The following is a 17,772-nucleotide window of genomic DNA, read 5'->3' on the forward strand; positions in this document are numbered from 1 at the left end:
GCTGCGCTAAATAAAGAGGGGAGAGTTGAGTCGCTCCGGCTCAACTCAAGGACCTTCGGCCAGGAGAACCGAGGAGGCAGGACCATGCTGATGCGTACCGACCCGTTCCGTGAGATCGACCGGATCACCGAGCAGTTCTTCGGCACCGCCGCGCGCCCCGCGGTCATGCCGCTGGACGCCTACCGCGACGGCGACTGGTTCTACGCGGCGTTCGACCTGCCGGGCGTCGACCCGGACAGCATCGACTGCACGGTCGAGCGCAACGTGCTGACCGTACGCGCCGAGCGGCGGCGGCCGGCCGGTGACAACGTCGAGCTCGTCGCCGCCGAACGCCCGATGGGCACCTTCACCAGGCGACTCTTCCTCGGCGACACCCTCGACACCGAGAAGCTCGAGGCGGGCTACGACAGCGGGGTGCTGACCCTGCGGATCCCCGTCGCGGAGCGGGCCAAGCCCCGCCGGGTCACCGTCACGGCCACCGGCAACGGTCGCAAGGAAATCGACGCCTGATCCCGACCCCGGGGGTGGGACGGCCGGTGCGGCCGCCCACCCCCGAGCGAACCGGCGGCGGACATGATCGTGTAGGGCGCGCCTCCTCCGGTTCGCGACCCGGAGCTGAGAGCCTTTTTCACATGCTCTCCCCGAACGTTCCGGCTCGCCCGAGCCGGGCCGCCCCGCTGGCCCTGCCCGGGAGGCCGGTCGACTTCACCGAGGCGTGGCTGCGCAACCGGCGACTGTCCGAGCACACCCGCGACGCGTACCGGCGCGACGTCGCCGGGTGGCTCGCCTGGTGCGCCGCCCGCGAGCTGGACCCGCTGCAGGCGAACTTCCTGCACGTCAACGAGTACGGCCGGGCGCTGGAGGCCACCCTCGGCGCGCGCACCGGCAAGCCGCTCACCCCCGCCACCGTCGCCCGCCGGCTCTCCGCCCTGTCCAGTTGGTACGACTTCCTGGTCAAGCTACGCGCGGTCGAGGCCAACCCGGTCGCCGGCGCCGACCGCCCCAGGATCGACCGGGACCACTCCGCCACCGTGGGCCTCACCCCCGAGGAGGTCGACGCGCTGCTCGCCGCCGCCGAGGCCGACACCGGGCCGACCGCCGTCCGCAACCGGGCCGCGATCGCGCTGCTGGCCGACCTCGGGCTGCGCGTGGGTGAGCTGGTCTCGCTCGACCTGGCCGACCTCGGTGCCGAGCGGGGTCACCGCAGCGTGCGGTTCGTCGGCAAGGGCGGCAGGCCCCGCCGCCGCGCCCTGACCCCCGGCACCGCGTACGCGGTCGACGCCTACCTGGCCCAGCGGGCCGCCGCGCAGGGCGTGACGGTGCACGAGCTGGCCGGCCCGCTGCTGGTCACCGCCAGCGGGGCCCGGCTGGACCGGCACGCGATGTTCCGGCTGGTGCGCCGGTTGGCCCGGACGGCGGGCATCCCGGCCTGGGCTCGGCTGTCGCCGCACTCGCTGCGGCACGCGTTCGCCACCACCGCCCGCGCCGAGGGTGTGCCCCTGGAGGATGTGCAGGACGCGATGGGCCACGCCGATCCGCGTACGACCCGCCGCTACGACCGGGACCGGCACAACCTCGACCGCGACCCCGCGTACGCCATCTGGGCCGCCCGGGCCCGCCGCCGCGGCTGAGGGGCACGGCCCGGATGTCTCCGACGGCGGCCTGCGGTCTACGGGTCCGTGTGGACGAGCGCGCGGCTCAGCTCGCCGATGCCCTGCTGACCTCCGGCGGCGATCAGGACGTCGCCGTGGGCGAGGACGTGCCCGGACCCTGGTGCGGTGAGCGTGTGTCCGTCCCGGATGACGGCGATGACGCTCACCCCCTGGGTGCGCGCCACGGCCTCGGCCAGGGTACGGCCGTCGTAGGGCGACGCCGCCGGGACCGGCAGCTCGGCGACGCTGATCGCCTCCCGGTGCCGTTCCAGGTGCGTGACGTGGTCGATGGTGGCGATGGGGTGCAGCAGCTCGGCCATCTCCTGCGCCTCCGCCGGGCTCAGGGTCACGGACCGCTCGACGGTGTCCGGATCACCGGGCGCGTAGACGACGACGTCCCGTCGGCCGTTGCGGTGGCAGACGACCCCGAGCACCTGCCCTTCGCTGGTGTGCATGGTGTAGCCGACGCCGATGCCGGGCAGCGGCACGCGTTCTATCTGCATCATTGCCTCCTGTCGTGTGGTGCAGCGGAATGGCCGGCTTCGCCGGACCAGGTGACCGGCCGCCCGGCGCGGGTGAGCGCGCACAGGTCGCCGGGGTCCACGTCGATCCCCGCGCTTGCGGTGGGGGCGGCTACGCCGCGAAGTAGCGCAGCCACACGTACGCCCAGGCGATCACGGTGGTCACGACCGTGGTGACGATGCCGTACCGGGTGAACTGCCAGAAGCTGATCGGTTCGCCGGCGCGGGCGGCGATGCCCAGCACGACGATGTTGGCGCTGGCCGCCACGGCCGTGCCGTTTCCGCTCAGGTCGGCGCCGAGGGCGAAGGACCACCACAACGCCTGTCCGGTGCCCGGATCCGGGGCCCCGGCGACGAGGCCCTCCACGATCGGCGCCATGGTCGCCGCGTAGGGGATGTTGTCGAAGAACGCGCCGAGCACCGCCGAGCCGAAGACCAGACCCGTCGCCGCCGCGAAGTAGTTGTCGCCGACGGCGTCGCTGGCCCATTCGCCGATCTGGCGGATCACCCCGGTCTCGGTCAGGCCGGCGACCATCACGAACAGGCCGGTGAAGAACACCAGCGTCGGCCACTCGACCTCGCCGAGGTAGGCGGACCTGTCCGCCCTGGACACCAGGATCATCATCCCGGCGCCGAGCAGCGCGATGACGGCGACGTCGATGTGGATCACCGTGTGCAACATGAACGCGACGATCACCACGCCGAGTACGACCAGGCAGCGGGTCAGCATCCCCGGGTCGGTGATGGCGGCGCGGGCGTCCATGTCGCGTACGGCCTCGAACCGCTCCGGGCGGTACGTGAACGACCGGCGGAACATGACCCGCGCCAGCAGCAGGAACACCAGGAACATGAGCACCGTGATCGGGGCCATGTGCCAGAGGAAGTCGTTGAAGTTCAGTCCGGCCCGGCTGCCGATGATGATGTTGGGCGGGTCGCCGATCAGGGTGGCCGCGCCGCCGATGTTGGCGGCGAGCACCTCGGCGATCAGGTACGGCGCGGCCGGGATGCCCAGCCGGCGGCACACGGAGATGGTGATCGGGGCGACCAGCATGACCGTGGTGACGTTGTCCAGGACCGGCGAGGCGACGCCGGTGATCACGACGAGCAGCACCATCAGCCGGTACGGCCGCCCCTGCGAGCGTTGTGCGGCCCAGATCGCCATGAACTCGAAGACGCCGGTCTGCTTGATCACCCCAACGATGATCATCATGCCGAGGAGCAGGAAGATGACGTCCCAGTCGATGCCGGCGTGGTGCGAGTAGAACACGTCCGATCCGGGCACGAGCCCGAGCGCGGCCATCAGACCGGCGGCGCCCAGCACCACCGCGACCCGGTTGATCTTCTCGGTGGCGATGAGGGCGAACGCGACCGTGAAGATGACGATCGCGGCGAGGGCGGGCCACGCGCTCACGGGCAACCGCCCGGCGGGCCGCTCTCCGTGCCGGTACGGCGGTGCCCGCGCGTGACCGTGGCGACGGCTTCCGGTGGTGTGGGCTCGGCCACCAAGACATGACGGTTCACAGGGTCCTCCGGGGTTCGGCACGGCGGGCCCCGTCCGCACGGACGGCGTCGGGGCGGAGCCGGGCAGGGGGGATCGGAGCCCGGGGCGACTCCCGGCCCCGGTCTCGCGTTCATGGTCATCGCTGCGGCGCGGGCCGACATCGGGGCTGACACCCATTTGCCGCCCCGGCCGGTGCGGGACTGCGCGGCGGCCCGGCGGGCCCGCGACGGATAATGGGTGCGAGCACGCATTTACAGGACACGCCCCGGCCGACAGGCTGACCATGACGAGGGTGATCACCGCCGCGGGGCGTGCCGGTCCGTCGCGTCCCGACACGTCGGCAACCGCCGGCCTCGCACGGCGTCGCACCAGGTGGGGAGAGGAGGCGCCGTCGTGTCGCTGTTCTGGCGGATCTTCCTGCTCAACGCCGCCGTGCTCGTCGCCGCCACGTTGCTGCTGCTCGGTCCGGTCACGGTGTCCACCCCGGTCCTGCTCACCGAGGCCGTCGTGCTGACCTTGGGCCTCGTCGCGATGCTGGTCGCAAACGCCGCGCTGCTGCGGGTCGGGCTGGCGCCGCTGCACCGGCTGACCCGGGCCATGACCACCGTCGACCTGCTCCAGCCCGAACCCCGCCCGGTCCCGGCCGGTCAGGCCGGCATCGCGGACCTGATCCGCACCTTCAACGCCATGGTCGACCGGCTGGAGGCGGAGCGGGCCTCCAGCGCCGCCAGCGCCCTGTCCGCCCAGGAGGCCGAGCGCCGCCGCGTCGCCCAGGAACTGCACGACGAGGTGGGCCAGACGCTCACCGCGGTCCTGCTGGAACTCAAGCAGGTCGCCCGGCACGCTCCCGAACCGGTCCGCGCCCAACTCGTCCAGGTGCAGGAGACCACCCGCGACAGCCTCGACGAGATCCGCCGCATCGCGCGCCGGCTGCGCCCCGGCGTGCTGGAGGAACTCGGCCTCACCAGCGCCCTCAAGGCCCTCGTCACGGAGGTCACCGGGCACACGGAGGTGTCCGTGCGCCAGCACCTCGACGCAGACCTGCCCGCCCTCGACGGCGAGGCCGAACTGGTGATCTACCGGGTGGCGCAGGAGGCCCTCACCAACACCGTCCGCCACGCCCGGGCCACCACCGTCGAGTTGTCCCTGGTCCGCCAGCCGGGTCACGTGCAGCTGCGGATCCGCGACGACGGCCGGGGCATCGGCGACGCCACCGAGGGTGCCGGCGTACGCGGCATGCGCGAACGGGCCCTGCTCATCGGCGCCCAGTTGACCGTGGCACCCGGCCCGGCCGGCGGCACCGAGGTGCGACTGCGGGTGCCGGTCGGCGAGCGGAAGGCCCGGCCGTGACGACCCGCATCCTGCTCGCCGACGACCACGCCCTGGTGCGTCGCGGCGTTCGCCTCATCCTCGACAGCGAACCGGACCTGACGGTCGTCGCCGAGGCCGGCGACGGCGCCGAGGCCATCGCCCTGGCCCAGACCGAGCGACCCGACTTGGCCATCCTCGACATCGCCATGCCGCGGCTGACCGGCCTGCAGGCGGCCCGCGAGCTGTCCCGGCAGCAGCCGGGCCTGCGCATCCTCATCCTGACGATGTACGACAACGAGCAGTACTTCTTCGAAGCCCTCAAGGTCGGCGCCAACGGCTACGTGCTCAAGTCCGTCGCGGACCGCGACCTGGTGGAGGCCTGTCGCGCGGCCGTACGCGACGAGCCGTTCCTCTATCCCGGCGCCATCAACGCCCTCATCCGCACCTACCTGGAGCGCACGGCACGGGGCGAGAGCCTGCCGGCCAGGGCCATCACCGAACGTGAGGAGGAGATCCTCAAGCTCGTCGCCGAGGGCCACTCGTCCAAGGAGATCGCCCGCCTGCTGTTCATCAGCGTCAAGACCGTCGAGCGGCACCGGGCCAACCTGCTGCAGAAGCTCGGCCTCAGGGATCGACTCGAACTCACCCGCTACGCCATCCGGGCCGGGCTCATCGAACCGTGACCGGCGGGACATCGACGGCACACCGATCCGGCCGGGCGGCGCGGGGACGATCCGGCGACAGAGCCGACTTTCCTGCGGGCGGGCCCGCCGGTTCTCTACGGTCGACGGGTGGGCGCTGAGCAGCCGTGGAGCCGGCCGGCCCGTCGGCGCCGCCCGGTGCGTACCGGCCTGGTGTTCGCGGGCGTGAGCGTGCTGCTGTGCTGCATCGGGGTGGCCGGGCTGGGCGCCTGGAACGTGCAGGTCGTCACGCAGGCCAGCGGCCCGGTGCGGGAGACCGCCGACGGGTTCCTGCGGTCGGTGGCGGCGGGCGACACCGACGGCGCGTACGACCGGCTCTGCGCCGACGCGCGCAGCCGGTGGAGCCCGATCGGGTTCACCAGCTGGCTGCGTACCCCGCCGGTGGTCGACGGCTACGAGATCGTCGACGTGTCGGTGGCGACCCGGGGTGGCCGCCCGCGTGGCACGGTCACGGTGCGGCTGACCCGCGACAGCGGCCTCACCGAGGAGCGGAAGCTGTCGGTGGTGCGGGAGGACGGGGGCTGGCGGGTGTGCGGTGACCCGTACTGACCGTCAGCGCCGGGGGCCGAGCTCGCCCGCGCGGTAGTGCCGGCGGCAGAGCACCTGGTAGCGCACCTCGGCGCTGTCCACGGTGTCTCCGATCACGACCTGAAGGCCCTCGCGGACCACCCGACCGCCGACCACCCGGGCGTTCAGCAGCCCTTCCCGGCCGCACCAGCAGAGCACCTCGACCTGGATGCGGGCCACCTCGTCGGCCAGTTCGAACAGCCGCTGCGCCGCCGGGAACAGGCAGGACCGAAAGTCGGTGGCCAACCCGAACGCGTACACGTCGACGTCGTAGCTGTCGACCAGCTCGGCCATCTGCTCGATGTGCTCCAGGTTGTAGAACGACGCCTCGTCGCAGATCAGGTAGTCGACGCGGACCCCCTCGGCCCAGGTGTCGCGCACGAGGGCACGCAGGTCCACCTCGTCGGTGACCTCGATGGCCTCGTGCGCGAGGCCGATGCGGGTGGTGACCTGCGGGCCGAGCGAGCGGTCGATGCGGGTGGTGACCAGCCCGCGGCGGCCCTGCCGGGAGTGGTTGTGGTTCATCTGCAACGCCATCGTGGACTTGCCGCAGTCCATCGGCCCCCAGAAGAACTTCAAGGCCGCCGCGTGCAGCGGACGCCCGTCCACGCCCCGCGCCGCGGCGCACCCGGCGGGGGATTCGTCGGGGCCCAGCGGCGGGCGCGCCAGGCAGGTCGGGGCGGCGGCGTGGTCGGTCACGGTCGGGCAGCCTAGCCGATCGACGCCGCCCGATCAGGCCGGCGCGGTCGGGCCCGCCCGCCTCAGAGCACCCGGGGCGGGGTGTTGCCGGCGGCGACGATGGCCCGGCGGATCGGCACGGCCAGCAGCAGCAGGAACCCGACGACGAAGAAGATCAGCAGGGAGACCAGGCCCACCCGGTAGGAGTTGGTGAGCTGGAACACGATGCCGAAGGCCAGCGGGCCGAGCCAGCTGGTGCCCTTGTCGCTGATCTCGTAGAAGCCATAGTACTCGCCCTCCTTGCCGGCGGGGATGAGCTGGCTGAACAGCGACCGGCTCAGGGCCTGGCTGCCGCCGAGGACCAGGCCGATGGCCGCGCCGAGGATCATGAACGGCAGCGGGGCCTCGGCGGGCAGCCGGAACGCGCCGAGGATCACCCCGGTCCACAGCACCAGGCTGATCAGCACGGTCTTCCAGGCGCCGATGCGCTTGGCGAGGGCGCCGAGCAGCAGCGCGCCGCCGAAGGCGAGGAACTGCACCAGCAGGATGGTGACGATCAGCGTGGTCTGCCCGAGCCTCAGCTCCTCGGTGCCGTACTGGCTGGCCAGGGCGATGACGGTCTGGATGCCGTCGTTGTAGACCAGGAAGGCGAGCAGGAAGAACAGCGTCAGCGGGTACGCCTTGATCTCGCGCAGGGTGCGGCCGAGCTGCCGGAACCCGTCGGTGACCGGGTTGCCGCCGGCCAGCGCGGCGGCGGTGGGGTGCTCCCGCAGCCAGCGCAGCGGGACCAGGGTGAACACCGCCCACCACACGCCGGCGGACACGATCGACCAGCGGGCCAGGTCGAGGGTGCGCTGATGGTTGCCCTCCTCGCCGAGCATGCTGACGGCGACGAGGTTGAGTGCCAGCAGCAGGCCGCCGCCCAGGTAGCCCAGCGCCCAGCCGCGGCTGGAGATGCCGTCGCGGTCGTCGGGGCCACCGAGCTGCGGCAGGAACGAGTTGTAGACCACCACACCGGCGCCGAAGGCGATGTTGGCGACCATGAACAGCACCCCGCCGAGCAGGTACCGGTCGCCGGTGACGAAGAGCATCCCGATGGTGGCGCCAGCGCCGGTGAACGCGGCGGCGGCGAGCAGCCGCTTCTTGTGCGCCGAGCGGTCGGCGATGGCGCCGACGACCGGCAGCGCGAACACGGTGAGGAACACCGACAGCGACACCAGGTACGGGAAGTACGAGCCGGCGGCGACCTTGACGCCCAGCGGGTAGACGTACCCGGAGCAGCTGTCGGCGCCGAGTTCGCAGCCGGCGGCGAGTTCGGTGACGGTGGTCAGGAACGGGCCGAGGAACACGGTGATGACCGTGGTGGAGAAGGCGGACATCGCCCAGTCGTAGAAGTACCAGCCGCTGCGTTCGCGGCGGGTGCTCGCCGGGGCGGGGGTGTCGTCCACCGTGGGGGTGGTGGTCTCGGCCATCGGGGTCCTTCGAACAGGTCAGGCGGCCCAGTGGCCGCGGCTGCGGTAGACGTCGCGCAGCACGCCGACGTGATCGGTCATGATGCCATCCACCCCAAGATCAAGTAACTCGTGCATCTCGGCAGGTTCGTCGATCGTCCAGACATGCACGTGCAGACCGAGTCGGTGGGCGTAACGCAGGAACCGGCGGTCCACCACGGGCACCCGCCCGTACCGCACCGGCACCTGCGCGGCGACGACCGACGGGGGCAGCCGCAGCGCTCGCCCGGTCAGGGAGGCCATCCGCAGCTGGGCCACCCCGCGCATGCCGAGACTGGTGGCGACCCGTCCCTGGGTGAGGGCGCGCAGCCGGGCCAGGCGGGCGTCACTGAACGAGGCGAGCAGCACCCGGTCGCCGGCCCCGGCGCGCGCCACGGCGGCCACGGCCGGGTCTACGCCGCCGTCGGCCTTGACGTCGATGTTGAAGCGCACCTGCGGCCAGGCGTCGAGGACCTCGTCGAGCCGGGGGAGCACGGCGGCGCCGCCGACGCGTACCGAGGCCAGGTCGACCCAGCGCAGGTCGGCGATGCGTCCCGGCTCGCCGGTGACCCGGGCCAGCGTGGCGTCGTGGAAGACCACCGCGACGCCGTCGGCGGTACCGTGCACGTCGGTCTCGACGTACCGGTAGCCGAGCCCGATCGCGCGGGCGAACGCCGCCGCGGTGTTCTCGTCGCCCTCCGCGGCGCCGCCCCGGTGGGCGAACGCCAACGGTGCGGGGCCGTCGAGGTAGGCGTGGGTCACGCGGGGAGTATGCCCGGCCCCGATGGCCAGCCGGCGACCGCCCGGTGGCACCGGGACGGCGACTGGTGGAGGTGCTCGACCGGCACCGGGGCGAGCCGTCGGAGCCGGCCCGCGTGGCGGCACCACCCCCGGCAGGTCAGCCGGGCGTCCGGCGGTGCGCGCGGCTGGTGTCGGTCGGGCGTCCGGGGTCGACGTGCCGGGGCCGGTCGGGTTCGTCGGGGCGCAGCGGCCCGAGGGCGTCGGTGACGGCGTCGATGATCCGGTCGGTGGCCTGGCGGGCGGCGCCGGGCACGCCGTGGGGGAGGGCGGCCAGGTCGACGGGGTCGCCGAAGTGCACGCGCACCACCGGGCGGTGCCACACCGCGCGGGCGACGCCGCGCAGCAGGCCCTTCGGGGCGCGGTAGGGCACCACCTCGTGCGAGCCCCACTGGGCGACGGGGATCACCGGGGCGCCGCAGGCGAGGGCGAGGCGAGCGGTGCCGGTCTTGCCGCGTTCGGGCCACATTCCGGGGTCCAGGCCGATGCGACCCTCCGGGTAGACGAGGATCACCGAGCCGGCGGAGACGGCCGCCGCGGCGTCGTCGAGGGCGCGGCCGACGGCGGCGGTGCCCCGGTCGACTCGCAGGTGCCCGGCTCGGCGCATCGCGGCGCCGAGCACGGGGGTGCGGAACAGCCCGCCGGTGGCCATGATCCGGGGGGCGACGCCCCGGGCGCGGCAGGCGGCGGCGAGCACGACGGGGTCGAACGGGCTGATGTGGTTGGCGGCCAGGATCAGCGGGCCACGGCGCAGCGCCTCGGGCACGTCGCCGGTGACCTCCAGGCGGGCCACGAGCGCGATGACGACGCGGGCGAGCAGTTGTGCGGCGCGCCAGATCAGCGGCGGCTGCCAGGTCGGGCGGGTGGTGTCCATCAGCGCGCAATGGTCGCACGCGGGGCCCGGGTCGTGCGGTGCGGGGCCTGCGTGCGAGGCGGGCGGCCGGGCCGTCCGGCAGTGGTGATCAGGGTCATTGGTCCCGGGTCGCTTCGGGACCCCCGCCCCTGCCGCATTTTCTACGACGGGCGGTAGTATTTACTACGTCTCGTAGTATGCAAAGCCTGGGGGTTACTGGTGGACGCGTTGGACGTCGCCCGCTGGCAGTTCGGTGTCACCACCGTCTACCACTTTCTCTTCGTGCCGTTGACCATCGGCCTGTCCGTGCTGGTGGCGATCCTCCAGACGATGTGGCACCGCACCGGTGACGAGAAGTACCTGAAGCTCACCAAGTTCTACGGCAAGCTCTTCCTGATCAACTTCGCCATGGGCGTGGTGACCGGCATCGTGCAGGAGTTCCAGTTCGGCATGAACTGGAGCGACTACTCCCGCTTCGTCGGCGACATCTTCGGCGCCCCCCTGGCGATCGAGGCGCTGGTCGCGTTCTTCCTGGAGTCGACCTTCATCGGCCTGTGGATCTTCGGCTGGGACCGGCTGCCCAAGCGGCTGCACCTGGCCGCCATCTGGGCCGCCGCGATCGGCAGCAACCTCAGCGCGTACTTCATCCTCGCGGCGAACTCGTTCATGCAGAACCCGGTCGGCTACCGGATCAACCCCGACACCGGGCGCGCCGAACTCACCGACTTCATGGCCGTGCTGACCAACAAGGTCGCCATGATCACCTTCCCGCACACCATCGCCGGCGCGTTCCTGGTGGCCGGCTCGCTGCTGGTCGCTGTCGCCGTGTGGCACCTGGTGCGCAACCGCGACTCCGCCGACACCCCCGCCTACCGGTTCGCCGCGAAGTTCGGCTCCTGGGTCACCCTGCTCTCCGCCGCCGCCGTCGCGTTCACCGGCGACATCCAGGGCAAGATCATGACCGAGGTGCAGCCCATGAAGATGGCCGCCGCCGAGGGCCTCTACACCACCGAGAGCCCCGCCTCGTTCTCCGTACTCACCGTCGGCAGCCTCGACGGCAGCCGCGAGGTGTTCGCCCTCAAGATCCCATACCTGCTGTCCTGGCTGGGCACCGGCGACCCGAACGGCACCGTGCACGGCATCAACGACCTCCAGGCCCAGTACGCCGCGCAGTACGGCGCCGGCAGTTACACCCCGATCATCCCGGTCACCTACTGGAGCTTCCGCTTCATGATCGGCTTCGGGATGGCCGCCGCCGCGATCGCCCTGCTGGTCCTCTGGAGCCAGCGCAAGGGCCGCACCCCCACCAGCAAGTGGCTGCTGCGCGCCGGCCTGATCATGCCGCTGCTGCCGCTGGCCGCGAACTCCTTCGGCTGGATCTTCACCGAGATGGGCCGCCAGCCGTGGATCGTCTTCGGCGAGATGCTAACCCGCGACGGCGTGTCCCGCAGCGTCTCGCTGACCGAGGTGCTCACCTCGTTCACCGCCTTCACCCTCATCTACGCCACCCTCGCCGTGGTCGAGGTCAAGCTGCTGTTGCGCTACGCCAAGGCCGGCGTACCCGACCTCGAGCCGGCACCGGAGACCGACGACACCGACGACGACGCCGAGCGCCCGCTCGCGTTCGCCTACTGATCACCGGAGACAACCGTGGAACTCACCACCATCTGGTTCCTGCTCGTCGCGGTCCTGTTCACCGGGTACTTCATCCTCGAGGGCTTCGACTTCGGCGTCGGCATGCTGCTGCCGGTGCTCGGCCGCGACGACCGGGAACGCCGCGTCCTGATCAACACCATCGGGCCGGTCTGGGACGGCAACGAGGTCTGGCTGATCACCGCCGGCGGCGCCATGTTCGCCGCGTTCCCCGAGTGGTACGCCACCCTGTTCTCCGGCTTCTACCTGCCGCTGCTGCTGATCCTGCTGGCCCTGATCATCCGCGGCGTCGCCTTCGAGTACCGCCACAAGCGCCCCGAGGCGTCCTGGAAGCGCCGCTGGGACACGGCGATCTTCGTCGGCTCGGTGGTGCCCGCGGTGCTGTGGGGCGTGGCGTTCGCCAACATCCTGCGCGGCGTGCCGCTCGACGCCGAGCACGAGTACGTCGGCGGCCTGGTCGACCTGCTGCACCCGTACGCGCTGCTCGGCGGGGCGACCACCGCGGCGCTGTTCCTCACCCACGGCGCCGTGTTCATCGCGCTGAAGACCGTGGGTGAGGTCCGCGAGCGCGCCGGCGCGCTCGCGGTGCGCCTGGGCGTGGCCGCCGCCGTGCTCGCGGTGGCGTTCCTGAGCTGGACGCTGACCATCCGTTCCAGCACGGCCGCCGTCGTGTTCGCCGTCGGCGCGGCCCTCGCGCTGCTCGGTGGCCTCGCCGCCGCCCGGGTACGTCGCGAGGGCTGGGCGTTCGCCGGCACCGCCGTGGCGATCGCGCTGGCCGTGGCGACGCTGTTCGCGGCGCTGTTCCCGAACGTGCTGCCCTCCACCCTCGACGCGGCCGGGACGCTGACCGCCACCAACGCCGCCTCCACCCCCTACACCCTGAAGATCATGACCTGGGTGGCGGTGGTGTTCACCCCGATCGTGCTGGCCTACCAGGGCTGGACGTACTGGGTGTTCCGCAAGCGCATCGGGGTGGCCCACATCCCGCAGCACTGACCCACCCCCCGCCGGGTGGCCGTGGGTCCCGCCGCCACCCGCACCGGGCCGCCTGGACCGACGCGAAGCTTCCCCGCCCGCGTCGGCCCAGGCGGCCCGCCGGCCGTTCGGGCCGCGCGCGGCGGAGACGACCGCAGTGGCGTCGTCGCCACCGTCACCCGAACGCGCCACCCGCGACCTGGTAACGCGACGGCGGGGTGGGTGACCAGGTCACCCACCCCGCCGACCGCCGAGCTCAGCGCGCCTCGCGCAACTCCGCCAGCCGCGCCTCGATCTCGGCCAGTTCCGCCCGCAGCTTCTCGGCCTGCTGCTCCGCCTCGGCCCGCTCGGCGGCCATGATCTGCTCCACCGCCTCGTGCACCCCCGGCACGTCGACGAGCGCCACCATGCGCAGCGCCTCTGCCGGCTTCACCACGTACGGCTTGGCGAGGGACTTGCTGCCCTGCTGCGCCGCCACCGTCCACTCGCCGTCGGCGTACGCCAGCGTCACCGTCAGTCCCGCCGGGGTCTTGGGCTTCACGGCCTTCACCGCCTTGCGCGCCGGCGCCGGCTTCGCGTCCGCCGACTCCGCCTTCGGCTCCTCCCTCGGCGCCGGCGCCGGCGCCCGATCCAACACGAACTCCGGGTCCGCCGCAGCCGGCGCCGCATCCACCTCCGGTTCCGGCTGCGGTTCCGCCGCCTTGCGCCCCGCGCCCCGGGGCGCCACCGCCACGTCGGCGGGGGAGAAGGGCAGCTCGTCGCGCCCGAACCGGACCACCACGAAGTCGTCCGAGACCGTCGGGTCGGTCAGCTCCACCACCTGACCCACCTGGCCGGCGATCTGGCCCGCCGAAGCGGTGAACACCACCTTCGGCTTGCGGCCCGCCGCCAGCGACTCCCGGATGCTCTGCACCTCGTCAGTGGACAAACCCTGGCCAGCGGCACCCATCAGCAACCTCTTTCCTCGTACACCTGTTCAGACGCCTGCCTTGATACCAGCCCGGCCCGACAACCGGAAGATCAACCCCCCAGTGCCCGCAACGCCGCGTCCGCGTGCTCGTTCATGTCCAGCTCACTGTGGACGACCTCGATCACCCGCCGGTCGGTGCCGATCACGAACGTCATCCGTCGCGTACTCAACGCGCCCAACGGCAACCGCCGCCGCACCCCGAGCCGCTGCGCCACCACTCCGTCGGCATCCGACAGCAGCGGATAGTCGAACCCGTGCCGGCGGGAGAACTCCGCCTGCTTCGCCACCGGATCGCGGCTGATCCCCACCCGGGTCGCGCCCACCGCCGCGAACTGCGCCGCCAGGTCCCGGAAGTGGCAACTCTCCGCCGTGCACCCCCGGGTCGACGCCGCCGGGTAGAAGAACAGCACCACCGGGCCGGCGGCCAGGAACTCCGACAGCCGTCGGGGCGTGCCCGTCTCGTCGGGCAGTTCGAAGTCCTCCACCACGTCCCCGACACCCACACCCGCCACTTGCGCACCTCCGTCGTCGCCACCGCAGTGCGCCGAGCGTATGCGATCTCGCCTGCCGTTAGCGTTCCCATTCTCGATAGTGATAAAGTGCAGGTGTGGACACCTCGCCTCACCGCTGGTCCGACCTGGCCCTGCACCCGGTACGGATCCGCATCCTGCGCACCGTCGCCGGCACCCGCCGCACCACCCGCGACCTCGCCGCCGCCCTGCCCGACGTCCCCCAGGCCACCCTCTACCGACACCTGGCCACCCTCGTCCGGGCCGGCCTCGTCGAGGTCGTCGAACAGCGGCGCGTCGGCGGCGCCACCGAACGGATCTACGCGCTGCCCGGCGGGGCCGTCACACCCGACGCCACCGCCCTCGCCGCCGCCACCCGCGAGGACCACGCCCGCTGGTTCACCGCCTTCGTGTCGAGCCTGCTGTCGGAGTTCACCCGCTACCTCGACCGCGAGCACATCGACTACGCCGCCGACGGCGTCGGATACCAACAGCTCGTGCTGCACCTCAGCGACGCGGAACTGGCCCGACTCGCCCAGGACCTCAGCGCACTGCTGCTCCCACTCGTCGGGCACGAACCGACCGCCGACCGGATTCCCCGGCTGCTCGCCACCGTCCTGCTGCCGGTCGACCCACCCCACACCGGGCCCACCCACGACCCGGACACCACGGAAGGACTTCCCTGATGGCCACCATCACCCTGACCCCCGGCCAACTCCACATCCGCTTCACCGCCGGCGAACGGATGTGGACCAGGCAACAGCACCTGACCGTGCCCCTGACCGCCGTCCGGGAGGCCACCGCCGTCGCCGAGCCGCTGCGCCTGGCCCGTGGCGCCCGCAGCGGCCTCACCATCTCCGGCTTCGTCAAGATCGGCGTCTGGGGTGTCTTCGGTAGACCCCGACAACTCGTGTCCGCCCGCGCCGGCCAGCCCGGCCTGCACCTCACCGTCGACCGCACCGCCACCGGCTTCGACGAGATCCTGCTGTCCGACCCCGCCGCACCCGCCATCGTCGACGCCATCCGGAGTCGGGCGTGACCGGCGAGCGCCTCCCCGTCGAGGTCTCCCACCTGACCAAACGCTTCGGCGCCGTCACCGCCGTACACGACCTCAGCTTCACCGTCGAACCCGGCACCGTCACCGGCTTCCTCGGACCCAACGGCGCCGGCAAGACCACCACCCTGCGCGCCCTCACCGGCCTGGTAACCCCCACCACCGGCACCGCCACCATCGGCGGCCTGCCCTACCGGCGCCTACCCCACCCCTCCCGAACCGTCGGCGCCGTCCTCGACACCGTCGCCTTCCACCCCGGCCACACCGCCCGCGACCACCTGCGCGTCTACGCCGCGATGGGCGGCCACCCCGACAGCCGCGTCGACGAGCTGCTCGACCGGCTCGGCCTCGCGACGGCCGCCGACCGGCGCACCCGCACCTTCTCCACCGGCATGCGCCAGCGACTCAACCTCGCCACCGCCCTGCTCGGCGACCCCCGGGTGCTGCTGCTCGACGAACCCAGCAACGGCCTCGACCCGGAAGGCATGTCCTGGCTGCGGCAACTCCTGCGCGACCTCGCCGCCGACGGACGCACCGTCCTGGTCTCCAGCCACGTGCTCAACGAACTGGAGACCCTCGCCGAGAACGTCGTCGTCATCCGCCGCGGCGAACTCGTCGCCGCCGGACCCTGGGCACAACTCACCGGACCCCCCACCGTCGTGGTCCGCACCCCCGACGCCGACGCGCTGCTCACCGCCCTCACCGGCACCCACGTCGAACGCGACGGCCCCGACCGGCTGCGCGTACACGGACTCGACACCCCCACCGTCGCCGACATCGCCGCCCGACACCGGCTGCGGGTGCACGAACTCACCACCGAGCACACCGGCCTCGAACAACTCTTCCTCCACCTCACCACCGACCAGACCACCACCACAGGACAGGCGCCCACCCCGTGACCCCACTGATCACCGCCGAGTTCCGCAGACTGCGAGCCACCCGCACACCGGCCGCGCTCCTGCTCACCGCCGCCCTGCTCGGCGGCGGCCTCACCGCCGCCATGGCCCTCGTCGGCCCGCAGAACTTCACCCCACCCCTGCCCGGCCTGGACACCGACACCGGCGTCCGCGCGCTCCTGGGCATCCTGGGCCTCACCGCGTTGGTGCCCGCCGCGATCGGCACCGTCGCCGTCACCTCCGAGTACCGGCACCACACCGCCGCCGTCACGTTCCTTTTCGCACCCCGCCGAGGGCGCGTACTCGCCGCCAAACTCGTCGTCTACGGCGCCGCCGCACTCGCCTACGGCACGATGCTCGCCGGCACGTCCTCCGCCGCGCTCTTCACCGTCACCGCCGCACAGGGTGTGTCACTCGGCCTCCCCACCGGCACCGTGCTGGCACTGCTGGCCCGCATCGGCGTCGCCATGGCCGCCTACCTGCTCCTCGGCGTCGGCATGGGCGCGCTCATCGGCAACCAGGTCGTCGCCCTGTGCGTGGTGGTCGGCTACCTCTACCTCGGCGAGACCCTGCTCATGATGATTCCCGGCGTGAACCTGCTCTATCCCGTCCTGCCCGGCGGCGCGACCGCGGCCCTGACCGGCTTCACCTACCTGACCGACGCCATGGCACAGGAGCTCGGCACCGCACCCGCCCAACTCCTCCCACCGGCCGCCGCGGCCCTGCTGCTCCTGGCGTACACCCTTCTCGCCTCCGCCGCCGCCGTCCTCGTGCCGATGCGCCGCGACGTCACCTGACCGCCGCCGCCCACCGGCATGTGATCTCCGCCGCCACCCCGACGACGCGCCGCCACGGTAGCGTCGGCCCCGCAGCCACAGCAGGAAAGAGCAGCCCCATGGAACCGGTCACCGTCATCACCGGCGGCAGCCGCGGCATCGGCGCGGCCACCGCCCGCCGCCTCGCCAACGCCGGCCACCACGTCGCCTTCAGTTACCGCCGCGACCACACCGCCGCCAGCGCCGTGCTCGCCGACATCGAAGCCACCGGCGTACGCGGCCTCGCCGTCCCCGCCGACACCCGCGACCCCGACCACGTCGCCGCCCTCTTCGACGCCGCCGCCGACCTCGGCCCGATCACCGGCCTGGTCAACAACGCCGGCATCACCAGCCCCATCGGCGCCTTCGTCGACCTCGACCCCACCGACCTGCGCGACGTCGTCGACGTCAACCTCATCGGCTACGTCCTCTGCGCCCAGCAGGCCGCCCGCCGGATGGACACCGGCGCCGCCATCGTCAACGTCTCCTCCGTCGCCGCCACCCTCGGCAGCCCCGGCGAGTACGTCCACTACGCCGCCGTCAAGGCCGCCACCGACGCCCTGACCATCGGCCTCGCCAAGGAACTCGCCCCCCGAGGCATCCGCGTCAACGCCGTCGCCCCCGGCATCATCCGCACCGACATCCACACCCTCTCCGGCCAACCCGACCGGGCCGACCGGGCCGCCGCCCGCATCCCGCTGGGCCGCCCCGGCGAACCCGACGAGGTCGCCGGCGCCATCGCCTGGCTGCTCGGCCCCGACGCCACCTACACCACCGGCACCGTCCTGCGCGTCGCCGGCGGCCTCTGAACCACGACGACGGGCTGAC

20 protein-coding genes are annotated in these 17,772 nt (G+C 72.5%); 12 read left to right on the forward strand and 8 right to left on the reverse strand.

Annotated features, from left to right (window positions below):
• Positions 1-84: 84 nt before the first annotated feature.
• A complete protein-coding gene (locus AB0D32_RS20955) occupies positions 85-510 on the forward strand; it encodes an Hsp20/alpha crystallin family protein (RefSeq protein ID WP_357092473.1) in 426 nt (141 codons plus the stop codon).
• A gap of 122 nt (positions 511-632) precedes the next feature.
• On the forward strand, positions 633-1,631 hold the full coding sequence (locus AB0D32_RS20960) for a tyrosine-type recombinase/integrase (protein WP_357092476.1): 999 nt from the start codon (positions 633-635) through the stop codon (positions 1,629-1,631).
• Between the two features lie 38 nt (positions 1,632-1,669).
• On the opposite strand, the gene AB0D32_RS20965 is transcribed toward AB0D32_RS20960, so the two are convergent.
• Together AB0D32_RS20965 and AB0D32_RS20970 are read right to left on the reverse strand one after the other, a co-directional pair.
• On the reverse strand, positions 1,670-2,155 hold the full coding sequence (locus AB0D32_RS20965) for a TrkA C-terminal domain-containing protein (RefSeq protein WP_357092480.1): 486 nt from the start codon (positions 2,153-2,155) through the stop codon (positions 1,670-1,672).
• Positions 2,156-2,285: 130 nt separating this feature from the next.
• Complete coding sequence (locus AB0D32_RS20970) at positions 2,286-3,584, reverse strand: ArsB/NhaD family transporter (RefSeq protein ID WP_357092483.1); 1,299 nt, start codon at positions 3,582-3,584, stop codon at positions 2,286-2,288.
• A 483-nt stretch (positions 3,585-4,067) separates the two neighbouring features.
• Between AB0D32_RS20970 and AB0D32_RS20975 the strand changes: the two genes are divergently transcribed.
• From AB0D32_RS20975 to AB0D32_RS20985, 3 genes are all read left to right on the forward strand, one after another.
• The gene (locus AB0D32_RS20975; protein WP_357092485.1) at positions 4,068-5,024 is read left to right on the forward strand and encodes a histidine kinase; all 957 of its coding nucleotides are present in this window, start codon (positions 4,068-4,070) and stop codon (positions 5,022-5,024) included.
• Positions 5,021-5,668 carry a response regulator transcription factor gene (locus AB0D32_RS20980; RefSeq protein WP_357092488.1) on the forward strand — a complete coding sequence of 216 codons (648 nt, stop codon included), beginning with the start codon at positions 5,021-5,023 and terminating at the stop codon, positions 5,666-5,668. The genes AB0D32_RS20975 and AB0D32_RS20980 overlap by 4 nt, the downstream gene beginning before the upstream one ends.
• 108 nt (positions 5,669-5,776) lie before the next feature.
• Positions 5,777-6,235, forward strand: coding sequence for a hypothetical protein (locus AB0D32_RS20985; RefSeq protein ID WP_357092491.1), 459 nt, complete (start codon positions 5,777-5,779; stop codon positions 6,233-6,235).
• 3 nt (positions 6,236-6,238) lie between these two features.
• On the opposite strand, the gene AB0D32_RS20990 is transcribed toward AB0D32_RS20985, so the two are convergent.
• From AB0D32_RS20990 to AB0D32_RS21005, 4 genes are all read right to left on the reverse strand, one after another.
• A complete protein-coding gene (locus AB0D32_RS20990; RefSeq protein ID WP_357092494.1) occupies positions 6,239-6,952 on the reverse strand; it encodes a thymidine kinase in 714 nt (237 codons plus the stop codon).
• Between the two features lie 62 nt (positions 6,953-7,014).
• Positions 7,015-8,403, reverse strand: coding sequence for an MFS transporter (locus AB0D32_RS20995; RefSeq protein ID WP_357092497.1), 1,389 nt, complete (start codon positions 8,401-8,403; stop codon positions 7,015-7,017).
• A gap of 18 nt (positions 8,404-8,421) precedes the next feature.
• Positions 8,422-9,183, reverse strand: coding sequence for a glycerophosphodiester phosphodiesterase (locus tag AB0D32_RS21000; protein ID WP_357092500.1), 762 nt, complete (start codon positions 9,181-9,183; stop codon positions 8,422-8,424).
• 136 nt (positions 9,184-9,319) lie between these two features.
• Complete coding sequence (locus tag AB0D32_RS21005) at positions 9,320-10,093, reverse strand: lysophospholipid acyltransferase family protein (RefSeq protein ID WP_357092502.1); 774 nt, start codon at positions 10,091-10,093, stop codon at positions 9,320-9,322.
• 198 nt (positions 10,094-10,291) lie between these two features.
• Between AB0D32_RS21005 and AB0D32_RS21010 the strand changes: the two genes are divergently transcribed.
• Both AB0D32_RS21010 and cydB read left to right on the forward strand, forming a co-directional pair.
• The gene (locus AB0D32_RS21010) at positions 10,292-11,707 is read left to right on the forward strand and encodes a cytochrome ubiquinol oxidase subunit I (RefSeq protein ID WP_357092505.1); all 1,416 of its coding nucleotides are present in this window, start codon (positions 10,292-10,294) and stop codon (positions 11,705-11,707) included.
• Positions 11,708-11,722: 15 nt separating this feature from the next.
• Positions 11,723-12,721 carry a cytochrome d ubiquinol oxidase subunit II gene (gene cydB, locus AB0D32_RS21015; protein WP_357092508.1) on the forward strand — a complete coding sequence of 333 codons (999 nt, stop codon included), beginning with the start codon at positions 11,723-11,725 and terminating at the stop codon, positions 12,719-12,721.
• A gap of 235 nt (positions 12,722-12,956) precedes the next feature.
• Here cydB and AB0D32_RS21020 read toward each other — a convergent pair whose 3' ends face one another.
• Positions 12,957-13,649 (reverse strand): hypothetical protein, encoded by a 693-nt coding sequence (locus tag AB0D32_RS21020; protein WP_357092510.1) that lies wholly within the window; start codon positions 13,647-13,649, stop codon positions 12,957-12,959.
• A 71-nt stretch (positions 13,650-13,720) separates the two neighbouring features.
• The gene (locus AB0D32_RS21025; protein WP_357092513.1) at positions 13,721-14,182 is read right to left on the reverse strand and encodes a peroxiredoxin; all 462 of its coding nucleotides are present in this window, start codon (positions 14,180-14,182) and stop codon (positions 13,721-13,723) included.
• A gap of 95 nt (positions 14,183-14,277) precedes the next feature.
• Between AB0D32_RS21025 and AB0D32_RS21030 the strand changes: the two genes are divergently transcribed.
• The 5 genes from AB0D32_RS21030 (at position 14,278) to AB0D32_RS21050 (ending at position 17,753) form a co-directional block, all read left to right on the forward strand.
• Positions 14,278-14,865, forward strand: a complete 588-nt coding sequence (locus AB0D32_RS21030; protein WP_357092516.1) for a helix-turn-helix domain-containing protein — start codon at positions 14,278-14,280, stop codon at positions 14,863-14,865.
• Positions 14,865-15,218: a hypothetical protein gene (locus AB0D32_RS21035; protein WP_357092519.1), complete on the forward strand. Its 354-nt coding sequence runs from the start codon at positions 14,865-14,867 to the stop codon at positions 15,216-15,218. Before AB0D32_RS21030 ends, AB0D32_RS21035 begins: the two co-directional genes overlap by 1 nt.
• Positions 15,215-16,132, forward strand: a complete 918-nt coding sequence (locus AB0D32_RS21040) for an ATP-binding cassette domain-containing protein (protein ID WP_357092522.1) — start codon at positions 15,215-15,217, stop codon at positions 16,130-16,132. The genes AB0D32_RS21035 and AB0D32_RS21040 overlap by 4 nt, the downstream gene beginning before the upstream one ends.
• Positions 16,129-16,926: an ABC transporter permease gene (locus AB0D32_RS21045; RefSeq protein ID WP_357092524.1), complete on the forward strand. Its 798-nt coding sequence runs from the start codon at positions 16,129-16,131 to the stop codon at positions 16,924-16,926. Before AB0D32_RS21040 ends, AB0D32_RS21045 begins: the two co-directional genes overlap by 4 nt.
• Positions 16,927-17,024: 98 nt before the next feature.
• Entirely contained in the window at positions 17,025-17,753 is a 729-nt protein-coding gene (locus tag AB0D32_RS21050) for an SDR family oxidoreductase (RefSeq protein ID WP_357092527.1), read from the forward strand.
• Positions 17,754-17,772 lie beyond the last annotated feature (19 nt).

Origin of the sequence: Micromonospora sp. NPDC048170 (assembly GCF_040652795.1) — a bacterium.
GTDB lineage: Bacteria > Actinomycetota > Actinomycetes > Mycobacteriales > Micromonosporaceae > Micromonospora.